The following is a 24,273-nucleotide window of genomic DNA, read 5'->3' as shown; positions in this document are numbered from 1 at the left end:
ACGTTGAACATGAAAGAAATTCATGGCTTAGACAAAACCAGCCAACAAAGCGAATGAAAGTAATTATAAAAACTTACGTCCATACTTAATATCTTGCGATTCCCTCATCTTTATAATTCTTCTCATTCAAATAAGAACCATCAGAAAAATACAGAGAAGGAACACAATGGATATTTATCAAGAAAGTATCAGCTTTTTAGGTAACGGCGCGGATTTTGATGAAAACGGATTATTTCAGTGCGAGTTATCATCGGATACGAATAACCATGATGACGCACTTTTCTTAACCGTATTTAAGAACGAAGCCACCATTAACTTACACATGTCTCTCACCAGCCCTGTGGAGTTACCAACCCCTCTTCCAGAAAAGATTGCCATCGCGATTGGCGAACATGCACTTGAACCTTTCCGTGGTGGTTTTGGTATCGGTCTAATGCCTGATAGCCGAAGATTAACTATCTACAAGGTTATTTCTCTCTCAAACAAACCTCAAGATTATGTGCAGAACACTTTTCAGCAACTGTTAGAAAGAATGGAGCAATGGCACCATTTTATTGAGCAAGCGGATAACGCAGAGACAATCCCAGAAACACTTCCTGCTGGGATCTTTATTTAATCTCTACTGCGAATCCCCCTATTTAAAATACGAGTTTAATGTATGTCTACAATTCAAATTAATAGCCAGCATCGAGGTAATTTAGACCTCGCAGATATTCAAAATATCAAAACTAACGCCAAAGAAGGCGATACCGTTAAATTTGGTTCTGTATTTGGTAAAGAGTACAGCGTAACTAAAAATAGCGATGGTGACGTTACTCTAAAACAAAAAGAGAATCGCAGTTTTTTTAATCGTTTCTTTAGTAAAGCCGATTCTTCAAAAAACGGTGATTTAAAGCTAAATCAGATGAATCAGCAACTGCATAAAAAAGAAGGCAGCGGCAACGTTAAGGTCTTAACTTTGACCTATAACCAAGCAAACCAAAAGATGCCGGAAGACACAAAGAACTACTTCCAAAACCTGATTCAAAAAGGCGACTATGATGTAGTCTTGTTTGCGGAACAAGAGTCTAAATTACTTGCTAACGATCTTGAGCTTGATGGTATGAACCTTCTGAGTCAAAACAAAATGAAAGTTATGACGAAAGGTCTTGGTGAAGGTGTTAGCTACACGTCAATGTCTGTTTTTGCAAAAGACGGCGTCGATATTAATGTCAAAAAAGAGTCTGAATACCGTCACGGTATCGGTGGTCGAAACATGGAATTCTTCATGGGTATCACTGGTAATAAGGGTGGCGTAAAAACGGCTTTGGAGATCAATGGTCAAGCCTTAAACGTCATTTCTGCACACTTGGACTCTAACAAAGAAGTCAAACGTGAATTCGAAGGTAACAAGTTGATGGAGGGGATCAAACCGAACGAAGAGGTTCTGATCACTGGTGACCTAAATGAGCGTGAAAAGCGTATCGCTGAAGGTTCTGACGTAATGTACGATCCTGTCGCACACGATGATACGCACCTTGCCAAGCACGGTTTTAAGTTCAAACCACTTAATAGCCACACCTACATGCAACTTGATAAGCACACTGGCAACATTAAACAGAAAGAAGGTCGCGACCGTCCTGACTTCGGTGAGCTCGATAATACTGGCTTAACCAACAAAACAGGCAACTTACAAAACCATGAAACCCGTGTTATCACTGAAGGTTTTGAGAATATCAGTGACCATAAGCCAGTACAGTCTACTTTTGAAGTAAGAGGCTTTTCTCAAAAGCTGATTGAAAACGCACAAACACATACAGCAGCAGACTTCAAAAATGAAGCAGCGTACTTAAAGCCTGGTACTGATCCGGCAAAAGCGACGTTTGATGATGTGACCTCAGCGAACCAAGCTCGTCTTGGTTTAGAAAACTTGAGTAGTGATGAACAAGCGTTTGTAAAAGAGAACTTCGCTAGCTTTATCATCGGCAAAGATGCCATCTTTAGCCAGCTAACAAGTGGCTTTATGGAAGAGATGGGTCAGCTTCACACCGCTAACCTGACCACAGGTCAACTACAGACTCAACAAATTGCATTGAGCGAGAAATACGAACAGCTAAGTGACAAAGTAAACGCTCAGTTTAACCAGCAGTTCGTTGCTAACCTTTAAGACAGACGCAACCAGAAAACCTATTTGTGAATCTATCTAGATGAATAGGAATGATGAATACAAAAGGTGATCGTAAGGTCACCTTTTTGCGTTTTAGGACAGAGCCAATCCCGCCTCCCACTTCCCCGCAAGACCGATTAACTGCGGCTTTCTACGGTTGAACCGGATCGAGCAATAGTGATTCACGAATCTGCTTTTCTTTGAAACTCGATAAGATAAACATCATCAGATAACCAAGACACAAAGCGACAATGATGGCGACGACATTGTGGGTAAATGCGGATATCACGTAGAACATAACAACTAAGGTCACGATACCTGACAAGCGAATAAACAAGCTGGTTTTGAAATAACCATTCGCTTTGATATACGCAAGTTGATAAGCGTTGAGCATCATGAAAATAAAGAAGATAGAAAAATGAAACAGCACTGGTACTGCACCCATATATTCCGGCGGGAAAAGCCCAGCGACAATGTTTGAACCAAACAGCAGCATCGTCGTGAAGAAAACAGCGCTGACAATAAACGACAGTTTGAACACCCAACGTCGTATCAACTGAATCTCTTGGTATTCCCCGTTACGGATTTTGACCGACAGCTCTGGCAATACGAACCGGTAGATAGGGAAAACAAACAACATGGTCATATACGTAAATACTGGGCGAACTACCACCTGAAAGTCCCCCAGCTCATCGACACTAAAGTAACGAATCGTCAGTAACACCGCGATGTAGATCATCAGAATGCTGGCACCCGCCTCAAGCGTAGCTGTAAAACTCTTCTTCACATAACCAAACATGTCCGGATCTAAACGTACCGGTTTAATTGGGAGAGTAGAAATCACTTTGCGGCGGCTGATGTACATGTACAAAGCGGTAATGAGTGAAGAAATGGTCAACCCATAAAACAATGCCGTTAGTGCGCTGTATCCAGCAACATAATAGGCGAACAAAAACAGAAGAACATTGAGTGAAGGGTCAAGCCAAGTCGTACGGTTAGTAATATCGTACAGGCGGTACATCGCGACGAGGTTCGTAAAGTACAGTTTAAGTCCAAGACCAAAGATTATCCCGACTAACTGAAGATACTCCACTCCGATACTAAGGCTGTGTTTGATATAGGGAATCACACCTCCCCAAGTAATCAAAACAACCAAAATCAGAGTGAATCGAAAGATATTGATAATATCCGTGTCATTCTGAGTTTGAGAATAAGTAACGACCATAGAAGATCGAAACCCAGTCATTAGAATCATAGACAGCGAGATGATATCAACCACACTGTGAAATAGGGCTAGGTCGGTTTTCGGCACCCAAGCAGCAAGCCAGATTTTGAATGTAAATCCGATGCCTATACTGACTAAGGTCGCCCATATTCCAGAAAGAAACGCATTCTTTACTTTGGTCACTGATTCTGACTGCATTCCAGATACTGATGTCCATTTAACTGAGATTTTTCATGTTATTGAAAGTAATTCTCATTTACAAGCAAGTTTTATATGACCAAACAAAGGTTGCAGAAATACAACCTACTTAACTTCTCAACCGTAGAAAGCCCTTCAAACAAAGGGCTGAACAGAAAACATTCGAGCCATATTCCTAAACCAATCTCACCGAATCCTGCGCCTTGAGGTCACTTGGGTATGTATCAATCACACATTACTGCGGATTCTTTCTTTGGCAAAGGTATAAGCGCATGCCAACTTGATTGATGTCCAGCCGTGAGATTGACCCCCACTGAATTTGACCCGTAATCTCACTTGATCCCCACCATGAGACCAAGACAAGGTGTTTTGAATTAAAGAAGGAGTGTCTCGATGCACCTGAACTTTGGTAATCGAAAAGTCATGTTCTAGCACTGCATACTTGTTGTCCGCATAATAGACCACAACCACCAGCGCACTACCCAACAACGCTTTAGTGCCTTTAATGAGCTTTTGTGGCTCATTTTCTACCGCGTTAGCGAGTTGTTTACCAATATTGCCCGAGAGGCATTCCAACGTCCTACTTCGTCCTGCATCATCATTAATGAACGTTTCTTTAAGCACCTCAAGCGTGCCATTGAGCTCTTCTTGTCTGAGGTCGAAATAAGTGTTCCCCAAAATTTGCCCAATACCCGGGTTTTTACAGTTAATGGTATTGGTCGCCTTAGCAATGGCCTTCAGAGAGATAGGTTCCGTTACGTACTTATCTCCTACTCGTATCACTAACTCAATATCGGCAGTGTTTAGGCGGTTGTCCAAATACGCATCAGGCACTAGCTCGATAGAATCGATCTTAAAGTCACCATGCTTTTCTTTCAAAAACGCGCTTAAACCATCCACTGCACCAACAGAAGTCGCTCGTATCCCTTCGAACTCTGTAGCAGTAATATCCGGTGAATATTTCGCGAACATCTCAATAAACGCATGGTTATCAAGCTGGATGACATTTGGGTTTACCTTGAGAAGCTGAGCATAAAAAATAGCTTCGGAGCACTTACCGATTGCGTTGGAATTCGCTTTCCCACCTTCAGGTTTATGTGTAACAGACAAAGCATCGTTAAACTGCTGCAAAGATCGCGCATTGTCCTGAGCGATCTTATTCTCAGCTTTAGGTGTTGCGTAGCTGGTCGCTAGCTTGATCGCAGAGTCAGGACCACTTTCAAACTTAAATCGGATCAACAGCGTAATATTGTCGGCAGTAATGCCAACGGAATTCGAGCCAACCTTGGATATGCTGACGTTTTTTATCTCGTGAACATCAATTTTAAATTCTTTAACACCCTTTAGCCTTTCGCCATCATACTGAGTAATAACATTGAAGGAGTCAGTCATAAATAAGGAGTTAAATGCCTTTTCGATGGTTTCAGAGGCTTGGTTATATTCATCCAGAAACAAGCCAAAGCATTTCTCTCTCAGCTCATAAAGAAGCTTACTGCGAAACTCTTCAAGTTCTTGCGTGAACTTAGGACAAGACTCTTTTAGTAAACGCTTCAATTCACGTTCTGTCGCCTCATTAGACACATCACCCACTATGCGATTAGCACTATCGAGTAAAAACTGACGGTAAACCTTAGCAAAGTAATCATTGAATTCACTCTGAAGGGAAGCTGATCCAAAGTATTTTGCAATAAAGCTTTTTGCTCCTAAATTCTTTGGCTGTATCACTCTTTTAGGCCTTATTTTGAACAGGTTGACACAAACAACGTCTCCATTAGCTAGATGCAAGGTTAGATCAGGAGCGACATTTGAGTTGTCAGCCTCAAATTTGTTCGTGACTTGAGAGATGTTACTTTGCTGCTCAATGATAAATCGCGCAGTCCCCGAAGCAATCCCATCTGCTTTCGGAAGCGTTTTCGCCTGTAAATAGTGCTGGATTTCAGAAGTAACCGCTTGAACGTGGAGATCTCCACTTTTTCTTGGCGTTGGGTTTGGCATAAGTTTATCCGCTATGAATGTCATATCACGCTAGCATGAAACGTAGATTCGACAATGGCACATTAGCGCAATCTCAGCAACTAGAAGAGTTTATCTAACAGATTGATAAGCTTATTTAAAAACCTAGCTCACGCTTTTTTTCGCTCAATATTCAATAAAAAAGCGCATCTCAGACAAACATCCAAGTGCGCTTTCATCGACAACAGTCAAGTATCAACAGTTAAGTATCAACGCTTAAGTGAACGATAGACACCGAAGGACAATCTCTAATCCGGTTTGCGGTCTGAAATCACCTTACCATCTTTAATCGTAATGATGCGTTTAGTACGCTCTGCCAAAGCGTTGTCGTGTGTGACGATGATGAGGGTTCGACCTTCTGCATGAAGTTGGTTGAACAAGGCTTCAATCTCTGCACCTGATTTGGAGTCCAAAGCACCAGTTGGTTCATCGGCAAGGATAATTTGCGGGTCATTAACCAAAGCTCGTGCAATCGCAACCCTTTGTTTTTGACCACCTGAAAGCTGGTTCGGCTTGTGATCGAGTCGATCCCCTAGCCCCACTTGTTCTAACAATTTTGCGGCACGTTGGCGACGCTCTTTAGCTTTGATACCCGAATACACAAGCGGTAATGCGACATTATCTAGAGCCGTTGCGTATTCAAGCAAATTAAAGCTCTGAAACACAAAACCAATCTTTTGATTGCGAATCCCTGCTAGAGCATTAGCAGTTAAGCTTGCAACATTTTGACCACCCAAAACGTATTCACCATTCGTCGGTTTATCCAGGCAACCAAGCATATTCATCAGCGTCGATTTGCCAGAGCCAGATGGTCCAAGAATAGAAAGAAACTCTCCTTGGTTGATGGTTAAGTCAACGCCGTCTAGTGCACGTACTTCGACCTCACCACTCGCGTAGTACTTACAAATATTAGTCAGCTCGACAAGCGGCTTGTTCACCATGCTTTCTCCAGAGTTATTATTATTCACTTTGTAGTGCCTCCAGCGGACTCACTTTGGCTGCCCGATTGGCAGGTAACCAAGCTGACGCGACGCCGATAAACACCAAGGTAGAGATCACTATCGCAACCACAGTCCACGAAAGTTCTGGAACCGGTTTACCGAGATCCTCATAGAAGACATTCCCTTCTAGATTGATGGCACTGATTGCGGAAATGAGACTGTAGGTAACACCGAGCCCCAACGCGCCTCCCATCATCATGGTCATTAACGATTGAACTAAGTAATGCAGACGGATCGCCGTTGGCGTTGCCCCTACCGCCATACGAACTCCAATATCTCGGGTAGAGCGTTTAACAGTCGCGTACATCACATTCGCGATCCCAACACCAGCCACAGCTAGCGTGACAAAACCAATAATGCCGAGAAAGCTTTGCAAACCTATCAGGAACTGCTGCATGCTCTTTTGTTGCATGAACATATCTTCCACTTGTACGACTTGCTCATCACTGACACTGGCTCCATGTTTACGCGCAATCACTTGGCGAATGGTTTCAGCCAACCTCTTGCGGTCGGTCTCCGATTTTGGCTCAACATTAATACCACCAATATCACCATTTGCATGAAAGCGTTGCCAAGTCGCAAGCGGAACAAAGCTCGAATAGCTGATGTCATCGCCTTGCTCAACGCGTCCACTGTTTTTGGCAAGTACCCCGACCACAGTAAACTCTTCGCTACCAATTTTAACCTTTTTACCAACCGGATCGGCTTGTAAGGTAACAGCAGCAAACCAATTAAAATCATCAACTGGGTTGAACAAATCCGCAGCTAATGAATAACCGAGCACAACCACTTTGCGCATCTGTTTTTGATCAAGTGGATTCAACCATCGCCCGCCGGATAAAGGCTTCAGATTAGTCATTGATGCGTAATCCGTTGGAACCGCGAGCGGCTTTTGCCATGATCCTCGGTTTCCTGCCGTGATGTTTTCATTCCATTTCGCGCTGGGTGCTACACTGGCTACTTCAGGTAATGCCTTGATGACTTTAGCGTCATCTATCTTAAGCGTAAGAAATTTACCTTGATGAAAAGCGCCATGATCAACCGTCGCAATCCCCCCAGTCAGATAGATCAGATTACCATTGCCATTTTGCGCCGTTTTCAGCACGCCCTGTCGAATTCCCTCACCAACAGCCAGCATGGCAGCGATACAAAGCGTTGCCCACGCCACCGCCAAAATCGTTAAGCCTAAACGCAACTTTTCTGCTGACATCTCTTGGAAGATTTGTCTCATTGGTAACAGCATGATTATGCCCTCGCACTCAAAGCAATTACTGGTGTGAGACGAGAGGCTCGTCTTGCAGGAAAGTATGACGCCATCAGTGCCAAAATCAGCGTGACTAAGAGTGACCATACAATAGAGCCGAGTGTTATCACCGGTATACCAACCCATTCAGGAAGGGTGATTGAGCTAAGTAAGGTCACAATACTATAAGCAAACATCAGCCCAACTCCGGTTCCAACAGCAACAAGAATGAGCCCTTCTAAAATAAACTGATTCAGTATCGATTTTTGAGTCGCGCCTATCGCCAAGCGAACCCCAATCTCTCTTGTTCTCTCAGTCACCGACAGAAACATAATATTGGCAACACCAAGTGCACCAACAGCCATGGTCATAGCACCACTTGCGCCCAAGAACACCTGAATGCCACGGAAGATCCCCTTAATCAATGAGGCTCCTTCACTAAAATCTGGCATATCAATCGCATCTCTATCGTTAGGATCAAAATGAAGCAATTTCGCATAAAAGTCAGCAACGTTTTTCCTAAATGAATAGGCATCCATACCCGCGGCAGGCTTCATCAACAACATCCATGGCTTGGTGTTCCACAGATCTCGATAGGTCGTTTGAGGGATGAAGACGGTACGGTTATCACCAAAAGAAATACCAGAGTCCTCATTTTTGAGTACGCCAATTACCAGAAAAGGAATGCCATTAACTTTCACTGTATTACCGATGGTAAGTGCCCCCATCTTCGCGATTTGCTCACCTAATACTGCGACGCGTGTGTGATTGTGGATATCACTCGGTGAGATATGGCGCGAGCCAGTTTCAAACTTGCTTTGCATTAGTGAAAAATACGTCGAATCTATGCCACTCACATTACTCGATAAACGTTGTCCTTTTTCATTGGTAACGCTGCCATCCCACTTGGCATACACACTGGAAACATCCTCGACAAAACCCGCGCTCTTGATCATCTCAACTTGCTCTTGTGAAATACTGATTTGACGCCTAGCCGGTAAGCCTTGCCAAGCCTTACTTGTGCTTGAGGGAAATGCCACTTGGACGTTGTTCATCAAAAAAGAAAGCTGTTGAGTTTGATGACGATAGAAACCCTCTCCCAACGCAATCAACACCACCACTGAAATGACACCCCAAGCAATAGCAATGATCGCCAACGCACTTTTCATACGATGCGCCATCAAAGTTTGCCAGGTTTGCTGTAATAGATTGGTCATGAGTTAAAAGCTCGAGAAATCAACGCCATCGTGTCATCATCCAGCTTTCCTGCAGTTTGAAGCAAACCAATGCGCTGACGCCAATAGCTGTACAAGTTGGTTTTTAGGCTATTTTTGGCTTCAAACAAACTGTTGTGCGCACTGATAACCTCTGAGACTTCCAACAATCCTGCGTCGTAAAGCTTCTCTTTACTGCGTAAGACTTTCTCGCGAGAAAGCACAAGCTCGTTTGCCATCAGCACTTGGTTCCAGTTGATCTCGACCTGAGTAAACTGCTGGATAACGCGCTTATGAATATCGATTTCAACTTTACGCAAATCTTGTTTCGCACTGAGGATATTAAGTGACGCTTCATCAACTTTAGCGCGCGTTGCACCGTTGAGGTCAATTGGCACGCTCAAGGTGATGCCAGCGTTGAACTCACCGTCTTTGCGTCGATCATCATCGTTGTAACCAATGTCACCTTTCAACGTGGGGTAGTAACCACCTTTCGCTGAATCTTTGGCAAACTCACTGGCTTTGACATTTTGCGCAGCGACTAATAGCTCAGGACTGCTGTCTTTTGCCAGTTTCAACCATTGCTCTTGGGAGTTCACCAACATTGGTGGCTGGATGAGCGAATCAGTACGAATTTGATCGACATTTTGTGGCGTTTGGTTGATTAAAGCTGCCAGTGTCGCTCTTTTCACTTCTAAGTCAGCTTGAGCACTTAAAATACCCGCTTGTTCAGAAACCTGTGTCGCACGAATCTCTTCTACATCAACCGATTTCACTTTACCTGCACGATACCGCTTCTCGATTATTTTCAGTAACTTATTGCCTTCTTCTAGCTTAGATTGCGCCAGTTGCAAATCGCCTTGCGCACTCGCAACATCCAGATAAGACGATAGGAGCCTTTGCGCCAATTCGTTATGTGATTGAGTCAACTCCAACTGCGCTTTAAGGTAGTTTGCATTTGCTCGGTCTAAGTCTGACCACAAACTGCTGTCCCAAATGGTTTGAGAGAGGGATGCCCCGTAGCGGTTGGTATTGTCTGCTGACTCACTCCAGTTTGAAGACGCCGTGGCAGTCAAACCGGGCAAAAGTGAACTGCGACTCGCATCAACACCGACCTCGCCAAGTTGCACGCCAATCTTAGCTTTTTCATAATTTGGGTCGTTTTGTTTTGCCTGTTGCCACGCTTGCTCGATAGAAATCGCATAGCTAGGCAAACTTAACGTGGCAGCTAATATCGCGCAGCCTAATTTGGACAAAGTTAACTTAGCCATGAGCGGCTCCCATCATCATGCTGTTGTCGATGATTTCTTCATTCAGTTCGACACCATCAAGCACTTCCACATTAATTCCATCCGATAGTCCGAGTTTTACTGGTTGTGAGTGGAAACCTTGTTCAGAAGTGTCTGGGATCAAAACGCTTGGTGTGTCGCCATTAAACTGAAGCGCACGCTCTGGCAGTGTTAAAACATTTTCTGATTTCTTTAGCGTGATTTTTGCCGTCGACGAAAAACCCGAGCGCAAACGCACTTCTTTCGGAATACTTAGTTCGCCCACTTCAACGCCAAAGCCATTATCGAAACTTTTCGCGGATGCGTTTCCAGCAGGTGAGTTTAAGTTCTCAGACTGAATGGCAACTTTAGTCAGCACTCCAGAGATCTCAACATCTGGATAAGGAGCGACAGTGATCACAACTGGCATGCCCGGGGAAAGCTGAGCAGCATCATGTTCACTCACGCTGCCTTTGAAAATCAGGCTATTCATATCAGCCAGTGACATCATTGCCGTTGCTTCTTGGCTTGACTGTGTAGAAATAATCGGCTCACCGACTTCCACTTTACGGTTAAGAACAGTGCCATCAATCGGCGCATAAATGGTCGATGTCAAACGTGCATTCCCGATAGAGGCTTCGCCGCTACGAATCAACTCAAGGTTCTGACGTTTTTGCAATACATTCGCTTGAGCAGACTTAACCGCTGATCGTGCACTCACATACTCGTCATAGTTTTTAGGAATGATGTCCTGCTTGACCAAGCTCTCTAGGTTAGCAAGCTTTTGTTTGGCTGATTCAAGATCCGCTTCACTGCGCATCAAATCGGTAGACGCATCCGTCAGTGCTTGAGGTGTCGGGTTAGGACGCACCTTAATCAAGGGTTGCCCTTGTTTTACTTTTTCGCCGACGTTGACATAGATTTCACCAACGATACCGTCAATTTGTGACTTAATAGAAACCGAGTGCGCTGGAACAATATTACCAACAGCGACCGCTTGTTTTTCAATGGTTCCTTTTTCCACCGCTAGAGTTGGAAACGCTTCCGGCTGAGCCGAAGATTGCAGATAGTAATACGCACCGCCACCGAGCAGCGCAACGCTCACAGCAGAGACAAGCCAAGTTTTTGCCATCATTGATACCAGTTATTGTTGTGTAGTCTTGTGACCATCTCGTGAACACAAAGTTCTAGGATAATATCGGCTTTAATGTAGGATATTTGTCATATTTGGTATGGCTATGTAATCACTAAAAGACAATAGCCGGAGTGAATCGCTGAACTTGGCGTAAAATGATCATTGGTTAAATTTCAACACGGCGACCAGTTGGTAAATGCTCTAGGCGATCAACAAGCACTTCTTTCAGTAAATGATACGCCTTCATCCCCGTACAGTGACCCGTGTAAAACTTCTCAACAGGATATTCTGACAAGACTTTACCTAATGCTTTGATGTCGTCTTTAGTACCACCAATACTATTAAATACGGGCAAGCCCACGAGATGAAAGCCACCCACTACCGCTTTGATTTTGCAGTTTGGAAATGACTCAATGCTTTTTACTTCACTTCGAAAGCACCAACACTGCTGTTTTGATCCTATTAAGACTTGACGGAAGATCAAAAAACACACTATTATTCGCAAAACTGACCAATTGGTCAGTCGGTATTTAGAGCGAGTACTATGGACAAAAGACAACAGATCATTGAAGTTGCAACGCAGTTATTTGCGGAACATGGTTTTGAGAAAACGCCCGTCTCCACCATTTGTGAGAAGGCTGAAATTTCAAAAGGCTTGGTGTTTCACCACTTCAAAAATAAAAACGAACTGTTAAGAGAAGTTTTTGTTCATATCACTCAGATTATCGAAGAAACAGATAAGAGTGATGAACACGTATCAGAGAATGACGATCGCTTAGAAGCAATGATCCACTCGATCTTCGATGGTATGACCGTTCCTGAACACCGCAAGATTTATCAGTTCAATTTTAGTGTGATGGTTCACCCGACCACGAGAGCGATTGTTGTCGATCTGATAGACAAACGCTACCAAGGTTTACAGGTATCCACTGAAGAAGTTTTTCGCTCACTGGGGCACCCGAACCCTGTTGTCGTGACAAAAATGTTCATCGCGGAGATCGATGGTATTGCCATGAACTATTTACTCAATGAGGACTTCCCTATCGAAGAAATCAGGCAAGAGTTCATCAAAAAGTACTGCTAAACCAACCAAAAAATCATGCACATCTCGTTGCGTGATTTTTTTGATTAAACTAACTGACTGCACGGTCAGTCGGTTTAGTAAATTAAATATAAAAACTAAGGAGAAACCAATGAATACACCTTATCAAATTCAATACGAGGCGTTCGCGAAAGCCGGTGGGCTATATGATGAGAGACACGCCAAACTCTATGCAGAATTTGCCGACAATCTTATTGCAGATGGCAGCTTTTCAATCGTCTACGAAGGCGTAGCACACGCCTGCTATACCCCTATCGTGATTGACGCAGCACCACACCTAAAATGCTATGTACTTGCACCACTTGCGGTACTACCTGAGTTCCAAGGCAAAGGTTATGCGACAAGATTGATGGAAGAAGCAGAAAAGCAGTTAAACGCTGACGTTATCTTTGTAATGGGCGATCCGATGCATTATGCGAATCGTTACAACACGACTCACAGCGTATTACTACCTGTACCGTCCAATGCGCCTTTAGATTGCTGGTTTGCACGAGAGTTAACAGCAGACGCGTTAACTGGGGTTGGTGAGTCCACTTCATCCATCAAGGGACCTTTTTCTGATCCATTGATGTGGAGTCATCCAGACGAGCAAGTCGTCTAATATCAAAATCAATCTGTTATGCCCAGAGCACATTGCTTTGGGCATGCGGTGTAACCCAATCTATCTTAATAGGAGCATTGCAAGTGCACCGACCAATACACCGAATACAAACATTCCTACACTAATTAATATAAGGTTAGGAGAATAGCTAAAAGATGAAGGTTCGTTACTCCCATAGTTATCAGGTTTAGCATTGACCAAAAGTGCCGTGTATTCGGTATCAAATGCAGCCGCCAGAGAACGCCCCGTCTCCAAAGAAGCACTTCCGTGAAGCTCAACACGTTGTATGGTGCGTAAACTTAACCCACAGATATCGGCGAGTTGTTGTTGGGTCCATGCTTTGTGCTGCCTTAAGTGGCGAATTTTTGAGGTATCTAATTGCATCCATTCACCCTTTCCCACCAAAAAACACAGCGATAGTGACAAAACCAACAAGCAAACCACATGCAAAAGCAACACCAATGCCTTTGAGAATTTGGAAATGAGTTAGCCCAAATTCATACTCATCAATACTTCGATAACCCTTTTTTAGGAAGACCGTTATCATCCACTTACCGTTTAGGCAAATTTGGACTTCTAATTTCTCTCCTTCAATCTCAATCATATGACTGGATTTAAAGTACCAATTGGACTTTTGGGATACGAGTTCACCATCGACGTAAACCCACTCTTTGCCACTTAACATTGAGATTTGGACAGTAATGTCATGTCCTTTCCATTCAAAGTAGCTGGTTAAAATTGTTTTCCCTGTTTGCATCACATATCCCTATTCATTCAATGATGTTCACATCGTGCCGCAAGATCGACACTATAAAAACGACGCACAGACGACAGTCGCCTTTTTGTCATGTGACACCATGGCGACAATGGTATGACAGTTCTTAATTTTCAATAAGTTAAGTAATCAACTTGAGGACAAACCCCTGCCGTCTCCGTGGTTCAATATCCACTATTGCGGGCATAGAGAAAACAACTCTTGTTCTTCAGTTTGATATTCAGCCGCCTCTTTAGCGATAGCGATATTTTGCTTACTCGCCTTAAACTCAGAACCAGTGCCGGGCCAAAAATACCCTTGGTCATCATGACAGAGCACAATAATCGATGCTGCAGCTCCTAAATTTGGCTCATCTCCCTTCGCTGCATACATTTTGAAAGATATGTGAGACGAAAAATTCCCTCGAATCTCTTCGAGTACGTCAGCTTGAATTTCGTAGTATGCATCAACACCTTGCTTTATTTCTTCAAAACTCGTGAGCCGTAAAACGGCGGAATACGGTGCTTGATTGATCGCAACTCTAAGTGGTTCTTTTGCCATAACTTCTACCGCGATAAAAGCAATAAACCATAGCGTCCACTTCATGCTTATCCCCTTTTAAACCGCATACTTAAACAGTCCTGCGGAAACATACTTAACGCAGGAAATACCGTGTATTCCTTCAGCACGCCTTGTTTATTTGATTGATTAACTTGGCTTTCGTAGCTCTAAGACCAGGTAACGGCATACATAACCTGCACCTGATGTATAACCGACAAGATTTTCAAGCGATACGACTTTAAGCCCTGCGTTTTGGCTGAACTCGCGAACTTCGTTCTCGGTGTAAGCGGTGTGTACGACTGTGCCACTGTAGGTGTTTCTCGGCAGATCTTTTCCATCTGGGTCGTGACATTGGAAACTGATAAAGCAACGCCCATCAGCATTTAGCAGCTCAGCAATACATTGAAGTAGCGACTGGGGATCGACGAGAAATTCCGTGAATCCGAGAGCGGTAATGATGTCGAAGGTTTGATTGAAAAGTGGGGAAAAAGGTTGGTCAAGATCATGAACATTGACGCTTTGATATAAGTTGGTTTCGCGCGCTTTGTTCACCATATTGGAGGAGATGTCCAAGCCATGTAGGACGACATCAGGGTAATGAGATTTTATGACTTTCCCGATGCTGCCTGTGGCGCAAGCCAAGTCAAGGGCTGAGCCTTGCCGTAGATTGAGTGTTTTTAGCTTCCCGTCGACCCAACGTGGACCAACATATTGGCTGTCTTCAATTAACTTTTGGTAGCGCTCAGATACTTCATCATACATTTTGGCAACGTCCATGATTCCTCCTTGAATTCTTGAACGCTTGCCAATGTAGCACGCCCTAGTCACCTATACACTTATGTCCTTGTAAAAGCGTGAAAAAAGTCGACGTGCTACGCATTGATTTAAGCCATCCAGATCCTCGCTAAAATACCTACTGGTGTGGTAACACCCGTTGTAATTGAACTTACCTTCCCATCTTTTACAACATAGATAGTCGGAGTTACGCTAATGCTCCATTCTTGCATGATGGTGCTTTTGGGATCATTGACATTATCGAACTGGTAGTCTTTTGCCTGCATGAATTTTTGTACACGTTCTTCTGGACCAGAGGCACCAGAAACAGCAACGACTTCATAATAGTTGCTCAACCAACTCACGCTAGGGCTAACAAACTTACACGCAGGGCACCACGTTGCCCAAAAATACACGACAACAGGCTCATCATGGCTTTTGGCAATCACATCGACGAACTCACCGTCCGCCATGATTGCACTAAGAGGCGGCGCATGCTCTTTGGGAATGTCTTTGGTGCGGTACCAATCCATCGCGACCGATATAACAGTCACCATGAGGATGATTTGTAGCGCTTGACCAAGCCAATATTTCAGCGACTTGCGCTTTTTTACGGTGTTCACTTAATCACACCTCCGCTTGCTTGCTCAATGGCTTTCACCACAACATCGTCAGTCAAAATCACTGGTAAAGGAATACCTTCTGGGGCAGCAGGACCATAAACTATGTTGAATGGCACACCAAAACGACCATGTGCTCTTAAGAAATCGGTGACTGAACTATTAGGATGCGTCCAGTCGCCTTTTAACGTCGCAACATTAGGGCTTTGCAGCAATGAGTAAACTGGATCTTGCCAGATCACACCTATCTTGTTGGCTTTACAAGTGACACACCAGTCAGCAGTCACATCCACAAATACTACGCGACCATTTTTCACGTGTTCCGCAATCGCTTCATTCGATAACTTTTCCCAAGCCAAGTCTTCAGGCAAAGGGGTTGCCCAATGATTCGCTGTCATGCTGCCTAGCATCAGTCCACCAGCGATTAAGATGAGCGATGCCATACCTGACGCTGCCAGCGCTTTGTTACCGTAGACTCGCTTGACACGCGCCATAATAACGATGAATGCAACCAAGCCGATTAAGATGACCCAAAATACGGGTAAGTGATTCGCCATCAATGACAACAACCATGCACTGGTTGCCAGCATCATGATGCCGAATACGATTTTCACGACATTCATCCACTGCCCTGGCTTTGGTAACTTCAACGCGATACCCGGGAAGATAGCGACTAAGATCCAAGGCAGTGCCATGCCTAATGCCAGTGCGGTGAAAATAGCAAACAACGTTGCTACGTCCGCACCCAGTGCAAACGCAACGGCGGTACCTAAGAAAGGCGCAGAACAAGGCGTTGCAAGCAGAGTCGCGAACATTCCTTGCACGTAGTGTCCAAATAGCGAGTTATCGCCCTTCGACGCTAGCCAAGTATTCGTACCTGAAGACAGGCGAATTTCAAATAAACCAAGCATGTTGGCGCCAAATAATCCGGTCACCAGCAGCATTAAGCCTAAGAACCAAGGGCTTTGGAATTGCACACCCCAGCCGATAGCATTACCTGTCAGCTTCAACACTAAGATAAACCCAGCCAAAAGCCAGAACGAAGTCAGAATACCTAACGAAGAAGCGATGAATTGAGTGCGAATTTGGCGACGTTCAACACCTTGTGCGGCCACAATGCTGCTTAACTTCATACCTAGTACTGGTAGTACGCAAGGCATGATATTCAGAATCAAGCCGCCTAGTAGCGCAAACAAGAATATGTTCACCAGTGAAGTGGTTGGCAAAGCTTGCGTGATAACACCCGCTTTTGCTTGCGCGGTTTCTTGCGCCAGTAGGTTGTTATCTTTGATTGAGACGTAAAGCGATTGGTTATCCAGCTCTACGTCACCCAACCAAGTATTCACTAAATAGTTTGCGGTAAGCGTATTGCCCTCTTGATGCAGCCCTTCCAACTTGAAGCTGTAATCGCTCGTTGTTTCATCGACACCATCGACTAACACTTCTGGCTTCTGCCATCCTTGTGAGTTGGTCAGTGTGATTTGCAACTTAGATTGGCTCGCATCCCAGTTTGCTTGCGTAACTTCAACAAAAGGAGAAGGCTGAGGCACACTGCTCACTGCTTGCGCGTAAGTAAACATCACTCCTTCATCAACTTGTAAGTCGGAAGGTAGGAAAGACAGTTGAATGTGATAATCCGTCAGGACACAAATGGTCGTGCACGAAGACAGTGTCAGCGTCGCATCAATCGTCACTGGTTTATTCATGTCTTCGACGTGCAACGTCATTGGGAAAACGGTGTCACCTTTATAACCCAGCGTTTCAATACCAAGCAGTTCGTATTTCTGCGGGTACGGCCATTGCCAATCCACTTTGGTTAGGTTTTGTGATTTTTCCCAATCAATAGAAGGCGCGACGCCACCTTCACCCGGTGAACGCCAGTAGGTTTTCCAATCGCCGGTGAGTTTGACATCAAGATAACCAGTAAGTGTGTTGGTATTGGGATCTTGTTGTCCGGTAAGTACAAAGCGCGTCTGTACAGGTGGATGTTGAGGGTTGGTCAGCCACCCGGTGTCTGTCGTCTGTGCTTGGGCAAATAACGAGAATAAGCTCAACGCTAACGTCATGAAGATCATAACCGCAGCTTGAGTTGTTTTTTTAATGTGGTTCATAGTGATTCCTAGTTAAAAACAAGTGTAGAAAATACTGACGGAAAAATACTCGTCAGAAATCACTTGTTATTCACGGAATACACATAGGGTGAGATGGACCCGATACTTATGGATTATCGGTTCTGTCCATTGCCTTTGGTTAGCAAATGCGCAGCAGCGCCACATGGCTAATACGAAGAGACCAATAAACAGTACAACAACCATGGTTTCCAGTTGCTGTTGAGCAAATTGAATCAGTTTTTCAGATAACTCACATTTCCCCGTATCGTGCCCACTGTCGGCTCTCTCAATCTTTGTGACATCATTAACTCGCCCCCCATCAAGCAACACCGAGGTCGTGTTCGAGTCATATTGCATGGCGCAACTGAACATCAAGCCGGAGTTTTTCAACAGGCACACCACAATCACCCAGCCAATCAAAGCTAGGAGCCATTTCCCTTGATGTTGGGATGTAGCAGATTGTGAAGTGGATGCAAGCATATTCGTTTTGATTGTCAATCGTTGGCGGGAATCATACGCAAGTTTATATAAACCTCAAGTGGTATGAATTTTCTGCGCCGCTCTCATTGGTAGCTAATTATGATAGTCTTATGACTACCATTTCCGTAAATAATTCAACATGCTCAATAAAGTTAATCTTGCTGATATTCGCTCCTTTGTTTTGATTGCTCAACTGGGCAACTTCACCAAAGCGGCAGAAGCCCTTTCAGTATCGCGTTCCCATGTGTCTCGCCAAATCAGTGGGCTCGAAGCGCAAATGGGCGTGACTCTACTCACTCGAACTACGCGAACATTACGTTTGACTCATGCCGGTGAACGTTTTTACCAAGAATGCGAAAAAGCACTGCATGATATCGACCAAGCATTAATTGCCGCTGTCGACGATACTCAAGAAGTTCGAGGGTTGATCCGAGTGAACTGCGTCGGCGGTTATATCGGCGAAGACATCGTCGCTAAATACGTCAATGAATTCATGTCGGAATACCCAGATGTATTTGTGGATTTGGACTTCTCTTCACCTCGAATTGATTTGATCGAAGACCAGTTCGACGTTGCGATTCGTATGGGGGAACTGGAAGACGCGGGATTCGTTGCGCGTAAGTTGATGATGATCGACATGGTCACACTCGCGAGCCCACGTTACCTTAAAATACATGGCGAACCAGTCGCCCCCAAAGAGCTGGCGAAACACCGTACTCTCACAGGCTCAGTTACGCGTTGGAGCTACCGTAACGTTGCTACACCAACTGAACACAGTGACGTGATAGTGAAAGGTAACTTACGTTGTAAGAATGGTCGCGCTCTTGTGATGGGCGCACTCTACGGTAACGGCATTATTCGCGTACCCTTAAGTTACTGTGACAAAGAAGTAGAGCAAGGCAAGTTGGTCAAAGTGATGCCAGAATGGGAAATACCATCGGTACCTCTGTCAGCGATTTTCCATCGTGACCGCTACCAGCCTAAACGTCTGCGAACCTTCATTGATTTCATCAAAGCCAAGTTTGAACAAGACGCGAAAGCTTAAAACGAACATTAGAGCGTCTCGTCGCTCCTCACCCTCTCTGGATAACGCAACAACCAGTCTCTAAGGCTGGTTTTGCATTAAACAGGTAAGAAACGTGTAAACAATCCCGCAAAAACAAGCGCATAACGTGAAAAAGGGTTATTCTTAGTTATTAAAAGTACGAAATAATTAATGAATGAGCACCCAACCTAATTCACGTCAATTGATCTCCTGCGAAGAGTGCGGCTTGGTCGTTCGTATTCCTGATATCGAACAAGGTCAAAAAGCACAGTGTCCTCGCTGTGAGCATTCGCTAACTAAAATCAACGCGAAACCGTATCAAAGCGTTCTTGCTGTCTCGGTCGCTTGTTTGATCATGCTAGTTTTGAGTGTCTCTTTCCCATTCATGTCGTTCAGCGTTCAAGGTTTATCTCAAGAAATCACTCTAATGCACGCAGCGAAGATGCTAGCGGAATTTCATAATGCGCTCCTTGGCGCTTTATTACTTGCGACCGTTGTCATCCTTCCCGCTATCTACGTCGGTTTGATTCTTTTCCTTCATCTTGAAGCCTTGAAGTCGCTCAAGCATCCATTGAGTAAAAAACAAATTCGCATGGCGAAGACTCTGTGTCGAATTCTGTTTAGAGTCGAACCTTGGTTGATGGTCGATGTCTTTTTAATTGGCGTATTAGTGAGCCTAATTAAGATTGCTTCGCTGGCTGAGATAGGCATGGGCAGTTCATTCTGGGCATTCTGTGTATACACAGTTTTGGTGGTGAAGTGTATTTCTATGGTAGATAAGAGCTGGCTATGGGGGCATTTCATCCCATCTATCGAACTACCAAATGTGAAAGAAGGTGATACGCACCATGACAATAATCACATTGGTTGCCACACGTGCCATCAGCTTAACCCTATCGAAGATACTAAACATCAAAAGTGCCTTCGTTGCCATAGCCCAGTTCATAAATACAATCCTGCGAATAACTTACAGAAAGCATGGGCACTGTTGTTTGCCTCTATCATCTTTTACATTCCAGCCAACCTTTATCCAATGATGTATACCGTTAGCCTTGGTCATTCCGAAGGTTCAACTATCATGGAGGGTGTGGTGCTGCTGTGGCAACTAGGCTCCTACCCAATCGCTGCCGTTATTTTCTTTGCTAGTGTCTTCATTCCTATGGCAAAAATGCTCGCCTTAGCATGGCTTTATTACAACGCGCAGAAAGCTCAATACTTGCCACCAGAGGAAAGTATCTCGCGTTTAAAAGTGTACCGAATGACCGAGTTTATTGGGCGCTGGTCAATGATTGATATTTTTGTGGTCGCGATTTTGGTTGCGTTAGTACAACTGCAAAACCTAATGGCGATCTACCCTGGTCCTGCTGCCCTTTCATTTGCGGCAGTGGTCATTTTCACCATGCTCTCTGCCATGATTTTTGACTCGCGTTTGTTATGGCAATTACCACAAAACGAAGCGCAGAAGCCAATGACGAATAACTTAACTGAGAAAGCTAAATATGAGTGATGAGAACAAAGCAACCGCTCAAATAAAACCGCAAAAGCAGGTCTCCGCAATTTGGATCATCCCGATCCTTGCACTGGCGATGGGAGCGTGGATGTTGTTTCAATACATCAACAGTACTGGTCCCGAGATCACTCTGAAGCTACCAACAGCAGAAGGCATTGAAGTCGGCAAGACCGAAATCAAGGCACTCAATGTAAAAGTGGGAGTGATCACAGATGTTAAGCTCAGCAAAGATTACGACCACATTATTGCCACGGCACAAATGAACAAAGATGCCGATCGTATGCTGCGTGAGGATTCGATGTTTTGGGTCGTCAAACCGCGTATTGGTCGGGAGGGAGTTTCTGGTTTAGAAACGCTACTTTCCGGTGCCTATATCCAACTGCAACCAGGCAACTCCAAAGTTGAAAAGGAACACTTTAACGTACTTGACGTTCCACCCGTTGCCTCCCCTGATGCAGAGGGTCTACGCATTGTCTTGACCCACCGCGAAGCAGGCAAACTCGGCGTTGGCGATCCGGTGATTTACAAAGGCTTCACCGTTGGGCGTGTAGAAACCACTAGCTTTGACGTGGATACTCGCCGAGCACTGTACCAACTGTTTATCTTCAAACCATACGACAGCCTTGTGCGCACTAAGACTCATTTTTGGCTAAGTTCAGGTGTTGACTTACAACTGAACGCCGAAGGTTTTGAGGTGAAGTTTGGCTCTCTTGAAAGCTTAATCACTGGAGGGGTTGTCTTTGATACCCTACCTGGCTTAGGAGCGGGAGATGAAGTCAAAGAGGATATGACGCACTTCCGTTTATTCGATGACGTTAAGCAAGTGCGTGAAGGCATGTACGACGACTACATCCAGTTTGTCATGATGTTTGAAGAATCAGTACGTGGTCTTAAACGTAAAGCACCCGTGGAATATCGCGGTCTACGTATCGGTACTGTAATGAAAGTGCCAATGCGTATGCCAACGCCAGACGAAGATTTCTCTGCGAAAAAAATTCCTGTCTTAGTTCGTATTGAACTTGGACGCGTGTACAACGACTTGCCTGCCGACAAGCTACCTCTTTTCAAACAGAAACTGAAAGAAGAGTTTGCTAAAGGGCTTCGTGGAACACTAAAAACCGGCAACCTGCTGACTGGCGCATTGTACATTGATACCGATTTTTATCCTGATGAAGACCCATACGTCCCAAGCGAGTTTGAAGGCTTAGACGTATTCCCGACCAAACAAGGTGGGTTCGCTCAAGTACAACGCCAAGTAAATGACTTCCTGACCAAAATTAATAGCTTACCGATGGAAGAGACGCTTCAATCATTAAATAAAACCCTGAAAACATCAGAGCGCACTCTCGCTTCTGCTGAGCGCGTTGCAAACAGTGTCGACAAATTGCTTAACCAAGACGATACCAAAGCCATTCCACAAGACATTCGCAAGAGCTTAGAACAGTTGCAGAAAACCTTGGATGGTTATGGTCCGAATTCCACTATGTATAGTGAGATGGAGTCCACATTGAAAGAGTTGGAGCAGGTAATGACGGAGTTCAAGCCCGTTCTTAAGCAACTAAATGAAAAACCAAACTCATTGGTCTTTGGTGAAGATGAAGTGAATGATCCAATTCCTGTTAGAGGGCAAAAATAATGAAACGCGGACTTTTATTGATTTCTGCCCTATTGGCAGGTTGTAGCAGTGCACCAGAAAACACCGGGGCATTGTATGTGTTGCCTGAAGCAAGCTCAGCGAAAATCAGCGACACCATGATTGCACAACGTCCACAGCTTGTTGTTCGTCCAGCTCAACTAGCAAGCTATCTTGCTGACAGTGGCATTGTGTACCGAACATCTGAGACTCAAATCATTCAAGCAAAACACAACCAGTGGGCGCACAGTATCTCTGAGCAAATTACTCAACGCATGATTGATGATCTACGTGCTAAGCAAAGCCAATACTGGCCGGTAGAAGTGAACAACTTACTCGACCAAAGTGACCAAAGTAAACTTCAGTTATCGCTGAGTAAGTTTAATGGTAGCTATGAAGGAAACGCAGAAATTGAAGGAGAATGGCTTATCATTGATGCGAATGGCAAAGTGAAAAACAGTGCACCTGTAACAATCAAACTGCCTTTACAAGACGAAGGTTATGATGCGCTTGTTGACGCGCTTTCCGCTGGGTTGAATAACCTTACTGATCAAATCGCTGCTCAACTATAAAACTCTCTCGCCCACTCCAATTGAGGAGTGGGCGTTTTCTTCCTCAAATCTCTAATCGCCCTCTTCTCTCAACATCATCCAGAGAAAACACTATTAAGCCATATCTAGCGATACTGTGAGTGAAATAAAGCGTTTCCGTTAGTCGTCGTTTTTGAATTACCACACTCCATGCCCTACGCTAATCTTTATGCAACTCATTTAATTAAAATATGGACGTTGATATGGTTAAGAAAATCCTGCCGGTTCTTTCTCTGCTCTCTTCTTATCTGATAACACCTTTTGCAATGGCAGGCGATACATACTCGTCACCATGCCATTGGCAGCATAGTGTTGAAATCTACATGCAGGCTCTGAATATTAATGGCGATTCCACAATGGGGAATTTCTCAACTGACCTTGACGTAGATCCTAAGTTCATCATGGATCATCTTGATATTGGTGCGATGGCAAGGCTTGAAGGAGTGTACAAAAATAAATGGGGTTATTACCTCGATTACAGCTTTATGGATCTAAATGGCAGTGCGAATAATCTATCTGGCATTTTACCTAATGTTACTTATCGTGCAGATCTGGACGTCAGACAAGGCGTACTTGAAGCAAAAGTGTTCCAACGAGAAATCCATTCATTTGGCATGATTGATTACATGTTTGGCTTACGTTGGTGGGATAACGACATCAAAGGTAAAGTCTACCGTAACGATAACCGCATTCTCGTAGACAGATTAAACATCAAAGAGGACTGGGTTGATTTCTTAGTGGGCGTGCGTTGGTTAAACAATCTCACTAAAGACTGGCGTTTTCATGCAAGCTTAGACGCTGGTCTTGGAGCAGATACGAACTTTACTTATGCGACACAAATAGGCTTGCGTTATCACATGAACGATTGGTCGGACATTAACCTGGCTTACAAATCGACTTGGGTGGACTATGTCAATAAAGGAACCTTCGAATACGATACTGCCTCTCATGGTTTTCTTATTGGTCTTGGACTATATTTTTAGTCCCCTCAACATAAGGTGCTGCAGCACGCTAACGCAGGATCTTCTAAGCTAGTAATAACCTTCTCA

At 44.3% G+C, this 24,273-nt stretch carries 23 protein-coding genes and 1 pseudogene; 9 read left to right on the top strand and 15 right to left on the bottom strand.

The window, feature by feature from the left end:
* Positions 1-166 precede the first annotated feature (166 nt).
* Positions 167-616, top strand: a complete 450-nt coding sequence (gene ati1 / locus QMY49_RS03760; protein WP_005444944.1) for an Ati1 family type III secretion system chaperone — start codon at positions 167-169, stop codon at positions 614-616.
* Positions 617-658: 42 nt separating this feature from the next.
* Positions 659-2,146 carry a T3SS effector inositol phosphatase Ati2 gene (gene ati2 / locus QMY49_RS03755; protein ID WP_283312836.1) on the top strand — a complete coding sequence of 496 codons (1,488 nt, stop codon included), beginning with the start codon at positions 659-661 and terminating at the stop codon, positions 2,144-2,146.
* A 151-nt stretch (positions 2,147-2,297) separates the two neighbouring features.
* Here ati2 and QMY49_RS03750 read toward each other — a convergent pair whose 3' ends face one another.
* The 8 genes and pseudogenes from QMY49_RS03750 to QMY49_RS03715 form a co-directional block, all read right to left on the bottom strand.
* The gene (locus tag QMY49_RS03750; protein WP_038898644.1) at positions 2,298-3,569 is read right to left on the bottom strand and encodes a polysaccharide biosynthesis protein; all 1,272 of its coding nucleotides are present in this window, start codon (positions 3,567-3,569) and stop codon (positions 2,298-2,300) included.
* 228 nt (positions 3,570-3,797) lie between these two features.
* Complete coding sequence (locus tag QMY49_RS03745) at positions 3,798-5,564, bottom strand: hypothetical protein (RefSeq protein ID WP_283312833.1); 1,767 nt, start codon at positions 5,562-5,564, stop codon at positions 3,798-3,800.
* A gap of 266 nt (positions 5,565-5,830) precedes the next feature.
* Positions 5,831-6,523, bottom strand: a complete 693-nt coding sequence (locus tag QMY49_RS03740) for an ABC transporter ATP-binding protein (protein ID WP_005444936.1) — start codon at positions 6,521-6,523, stop codon at positions 5,831-5,833.
* 19 nt (positions 6,524-6,542) lie between these two features.
* Positions 6,543-7,826 carry an ABC transporter permease gene (locus QMY49_RS03735; RefSeq protein ID WP_283312830.1) on the bottom strand — a complete coding sequence of 428 codons (1,284 nt, stop codon included), beginning with the start codon at positions 7,824-7,826 and terminating at the stop codon, positions 6,543-6,545.
* Positions 7,827-7,828: 2 nt separating this feature from the next.
* Positions 7,829-9,043: an ABC transporter permease gene (locus tag QMY49_RS03730; RefSeq protein ID WP_005444932.1), complete on the bottom strand. Its 1,215-nt coding sequence runs from the start codon at positions 9,041-9,043 to the stop codon at positions 7,829-7,831.
* Positions 9,040-10,311 (bottom strand): TolC family protein, encoded by a 1,272-nt coding sequence (locus QMY49_RS03725; protein ID WP_038898649.1) that lies wholly within the window; start codon positions 10,309-10,311, stop codon positions 9,040-9,042. The genes QMY49_RS03730 and QMY49_RS03725 overlap by 4 nt, the downstream gene beginning before the upstream one ends.
* Positions 10,304-11,440, bottom strand: coding sequence for an efflux RND transporter periplasmic adaptor subunit (locus tag QMY49_RS03720; protein WP_005444921.1), 1,137 nt, complete (start codon positions 11,438-11,440; stop codon positions 10,304-10,306). The genes QMY49_RS03725 and QMY49_RS03720 overlap by 8 nt, the downstream gene beginning before the upstream one ends.
* Before the next feature lie 169 nt (positions 11,441-11,609).
* Positions 11,610-11,861 (bottom strand): annotated as a pseudogene (locus tag QMY49_RS03715) (hypothetical protein); the annotation flags it as partial.
* Between the two features lie 126 nt (positions 11,862-11,987).
* Between QMY49_RS03715 and QMY49_RS03710 the strand changes: the two are divergent.
* The gene (locus tag QMY49_RS03710; protein ID WP_239923341.1) at positions 11,988-12,527 is read left to right on the top strand and encodes a TetR/AcrR family transcriptional regulator; all 540 of its coding nucleotides are present in this window, start codon (positions 11,988-11,990) and stop codon (positions 12,525-12,527) included.
* A 109-nt stretch (positions 12,528-12,636) separates the two neighbouring features.
* The gene (locus QMY49_RS03705) at positions 12,637-13,146 is read left to right on the top strand and encodes a GNAT family N-acetyltransferase (RefSeq protein ID WP_005444916.1); all 510 of its coding nucleotides are present in this window, start codon (positions 12,637-12,639) and stop codon (positions 13,144-13,146) included.
* A gap of 60 nt (positions 13,147-13,206) precedes the next feature.
* Here QMY49_RS03705 and QMY49_RS03700 read toward each other — a convergent pair whose 3' ends face one another.
* From QMY49_RS03700 to QMY49_RS03670, 7 genes are all read right to left on the bottom strand, one after another.
* On the bottom strand, positions 13,207-13,530 hold the full coding sequence (locus tag QMY49_RS03700; RefSeq protein WP_005444913.1) for a helix-turn-helix domain-containing protein: 324 nt from the start codon (positions 13,528-13,530) through the stop codon (positions 13,207-13,209).
* A gap of 4 nt (positions 13,531-13,534) precedes the next feature.
* Positions 13,535-13,903, bottom strand: a complete 369-nt coding sequence (locus QMY49_RS03695; protein ID WP_005444911.1) for a hypothetical protein — start codon at positions 13,901-13,903, stop codon at positions 13,535-13,537.
* Positions 13,904-14,095: 192 nt separating this feature from the next.
* The gene (locus tag QMY49_RS03690; protein ID WP_029790899.1) at positions 14,096-14,506 is read right to left on the bottom strand and encodes a hypothetical protein; all 411 of its coding nucleotides are present in this window, start codon (positions 14,504-14,506) and stop codon (positions 14,096-14,098) included.
* A 102-nt stretch (positions 14,507-14,608) separates the two neighbouring features.
* The gene (locus tag QMY49_RS03685; RefSeq protein ID WP_114091968.1) at positions 14,609-15,238 is read right to left on the bottom strand and encodes a class I SAM-dependent DNA methyltransferase; all 630 of its coding nucleotides are present in this window, start codon (positions 15,236-15,238) and stop codon (positions 14,609-14,611) included.
* A gap of 107 nt (positions 15,239-15,345) precedes the next feature.
* On the bottom strand, positions 15,346-15,858 hold the full coding sequence (locus QMY49_RS03680; protein WP_009700000.1) for a protein disulfide oxidoreductase: 513 nt from the start codon (positions 15,856-15,858) through the stop codon (positions 15,346-15,348).
* Positions 15,855-17,966: a protein-disulfide reductase DsbD family protein gene (locus QMY49_RS03675; RefSeq protein WP_283312821.1), complete on the bottom strand. Its 2,112-nt coding sequence runs from the start codon at positions 17,964-17,966 to the stop codon at positions 15,855-15,857. Before QMY49_RS03675 ends, QMY49_RS03680 begins: the two co-directional genes overlap by 4 nt.
* 66 nt (positions 17,967-18,032) lie before the next feature.
* On the bottom strand, positions 18,033-18,446 hold the full coding sequence (locus QMY49_RS03670; protein ID WP_283312819.1) for a hypothetical protein: 414 nt from the start codon (positions 18,444-18,446) through the stop codon (positions 18,033-18,035).
* 139 nt (positions 18,447-18,585) lie between these two features.
* Between QMY49_RS03670 and QMY49_RS03665 the strand changes: the two genes are divergently transcribed.
* The 5 genes from QMY49_RS03665 (at position 18,586) to QMY49_RS03645 (ending at position 24,207) form a co-directional block, all read left to right on the top strand.
* Positions 18,586-19,491 (top strand): LysR family transcriptional regulator, encoded by a 906-nt coding sequence (locus tag QMY49_RS03665; protein ID WP_069219085.1) that lies wholly within the window; start codon positions 18,586-18,588, stop codon positions 19,489-19,491.
* Positions 19,492-19,666: 175 nt separating this feature from the next.
* Positions 19,667-20,998, top strand: coding sequence for a paraquat-inducible protein A (locus QMY49_RS03660; protein WP_005444882.1), 1,332 nt, complete (start codon positions 19,667-19,669; stop codon positions 20,996-20,998).
* Positions 20,991-22,637, top strand: coding sequence for an intermembrane transport protein PqiB (gene pqiB, locus QMY49_RS03655; protein ID WP_283312815.1), 1,647 nt, complete (start codon positions 20,991-20,993; stop codon positions 22,635-22,637). The genes QMY49_RS03660 and pqiB overlap by 8 nt, the downstream gene beginning before the upstream one ends.
* The gene (locus tag QMY49_RS03650; RefSeq protein WP_009698461.1) at positions 22,637-23,206 is read left to right on the top strand and encodes a PqiC family protein; all 570 of its coding nucleotides are present in this window, start codon (positions 22,637-22,639) and stop codon (positions 23,204-23,206) included. Before pqiB ends, QMY49_RS03650 begins: the two co-directional genes overlap by 1 nt.
* Before the next feature lie 221 nt (positions 23,207-23,427).
* Positions 23,428-24,207: a hypothetical protein gene (locus tag QMY49_RS03645; protein WP_283312813.1), complete on the top strand. Its 780-nt coding sequence runs from the start codon at positions 23,428-23,430 to the stop codon at positions 24,205-24,207.
* The last annotated feature ends 66 nt before the right edge of the window (positions 24,208-24,273 follow it).

The sequence above is a fragment of the Vibrio harveyi genome, assembly GCF_030060435.1.
Lineage (GTDB): Bacteria > Pseudomonadota > Gammaproteobacteria > Enterobacterales > Vibrionaceae > Vibrio > Vibrio harveyi.
The sequence above is the reverse complement of the archived record's forward strand: the minus strand, read 5'-3'. Positions and strand labels throughout refer to the sequence as shown.

Bases quoted from the DNA above. Each gene is read 5' to 3' on its own strand.
- ati1 (WP_005444944.1), top strand. From the start codon at position 167: ATGGATATTTATCAAGAAAGTATCAGCTTTTTAGGTAACGGCGCGGAT.
- ati2 (WP_283312836.1), top strand. From the start codon at position 659: ATGTCTACAATTCAAATTAATAGCCAGCATCGAGGTAATTTAGACCTC.
- QMY49_RS03750 (WP_038898644.1), bottom strand. From the start codon at position 3,569: ATGCAGTCAGAATCAGTGACCAAAGTAAAGAATGCGTTTCTTTCTGGA.
- QMY49_RS03745 (WP_283312833.1), bottom strand. From the start codon at position 5,564: ATGCCAAACCCAACGCCAAGAAAAAGTGGAGATCTCCACGTTCAAGCG.
- QMY49_RS03740 (WP_005444936.1), bottom strand. From the start codon at position 6,523: ATGGTGAACAAGCCGCTTGTCGAGCTGACTAATATTTGTAAGTACTAC.
- QMY49_RS03735 (WP_283312830.1), bottom strand. From the start codon at position 7,826: ATGCTGTTACCAATGAGACAAATCTTCCAAGAGATGTCAGCAGAAAAG.
- QMY49_RS03730 (WP_005444932.1), bottom strand. From the start codon at position 9,043: ATGACCAATCTATTACAGCAAACCTGGCAAACTTTGATGGCGCATCGT.
- QMY49_RS03725 (WP_038898649.1), bottom strand. From the start codon at position 10,311: ATGGCTAAGTTAACTTTGTCCAAATTAGGCTGCGCGATATTAGCTGCC.
- QMY49_RS03720 (WP_005444921.1), bottom strand. From the start codon at position 11,440: ATGGCAAAAACTTGGCTTGTCTCTGCTGTGAGCGTTGCGCTGCTCGGT.
- QMY49_RS03710 (WP_239923341.1), top strand. From the start codon at position 11,988: ATGGACAAAAGACAACAGATCATTGAAGTTGCAACGCAGTTATTTGCG.
- QMY49_RS03705 (WP_005444916.1), top strand. From the start codon at position 12,637: ATGAATACACCTTATCAAATTCAATACGAGGCGTTCGCGAAAGCCGGT.
- QMY49_RS03700 (WP_005444913.1), bottom strand. From the start codon at position 13,530: ATGCAATTAGATACCTCAAAAATTCGCCACTTAAGGCAGCACAAAGCA.
- QMY49_RS03695 (WP_005444911.1), bottom strand. From the start codon at position 13,903: ATGCAAACAGGGAAAACAATTTTAACCAGCTACTTTGAATGGAAAGGA.
- QMY49_RS03690 (WP_029790899.1), bottom strand. From the start codon at position 14,506: ATGAAGTGGACGCTATGGTTTATTGCTTTTATCGCGGTAGAAGTTATG.
- QMY49_RS03685 (WP_114091968.1), bottom strand. From the start codon at position 15,238: ATGGACGTTGCCAAAATGTATGATGAAGTATCTGAGCGCTACCAAAAG.
- QMY49_RS03675 (WP_283312821.1), bottom strand. From the start codon at position 17,966: ATGAACCACATTAAAAAAACAACTCAAGCTGCGGTTATGATCTTCATG.
- QMY49_RS03670 (WP_283312819.1), bottom strand. From the start codon at position 18,446: ATGCTTGCATCCACTTCACAATCTGCTACATCCCAACATCAAGGGAAA.
- QMY49_RS03665 (WP_069219085.1), top strand. From the start codon at position 18,586: ATGCTCAATAAAGTTAATCTTGCTGATATTCGCTCCTTTGTTTTGATT.
- QMY49_RS03660 (WP_005444882.1), top strand. From the start codon at position 19,667: ATGAGCACCCAACCTAATTCACGTCAATTGATCTCCTGCGAAGAGTGC.
- pqiB (WP_283312815.1), top strand. From the start codon at position 20,991: ATGAGTGATGAGAACAAAGCAACCGCTCAAATAAAACCGCAAAAGCAG.
- QMY49_RS03650 (WP_009698461.1), top strand. From the start codon at position 22,637: ATGAAACGCGGACTTTTATTGATTTCTGCCCTATTGGCAGGTTGTAGC.
- QMY49_RS03645 (WP_283312813.1), top strand. From the start codon at position 23,428: ATGGTTAAGAAAATCCTGCCGGTTCTTTCTCTGCTCTCTTCTTATCTG.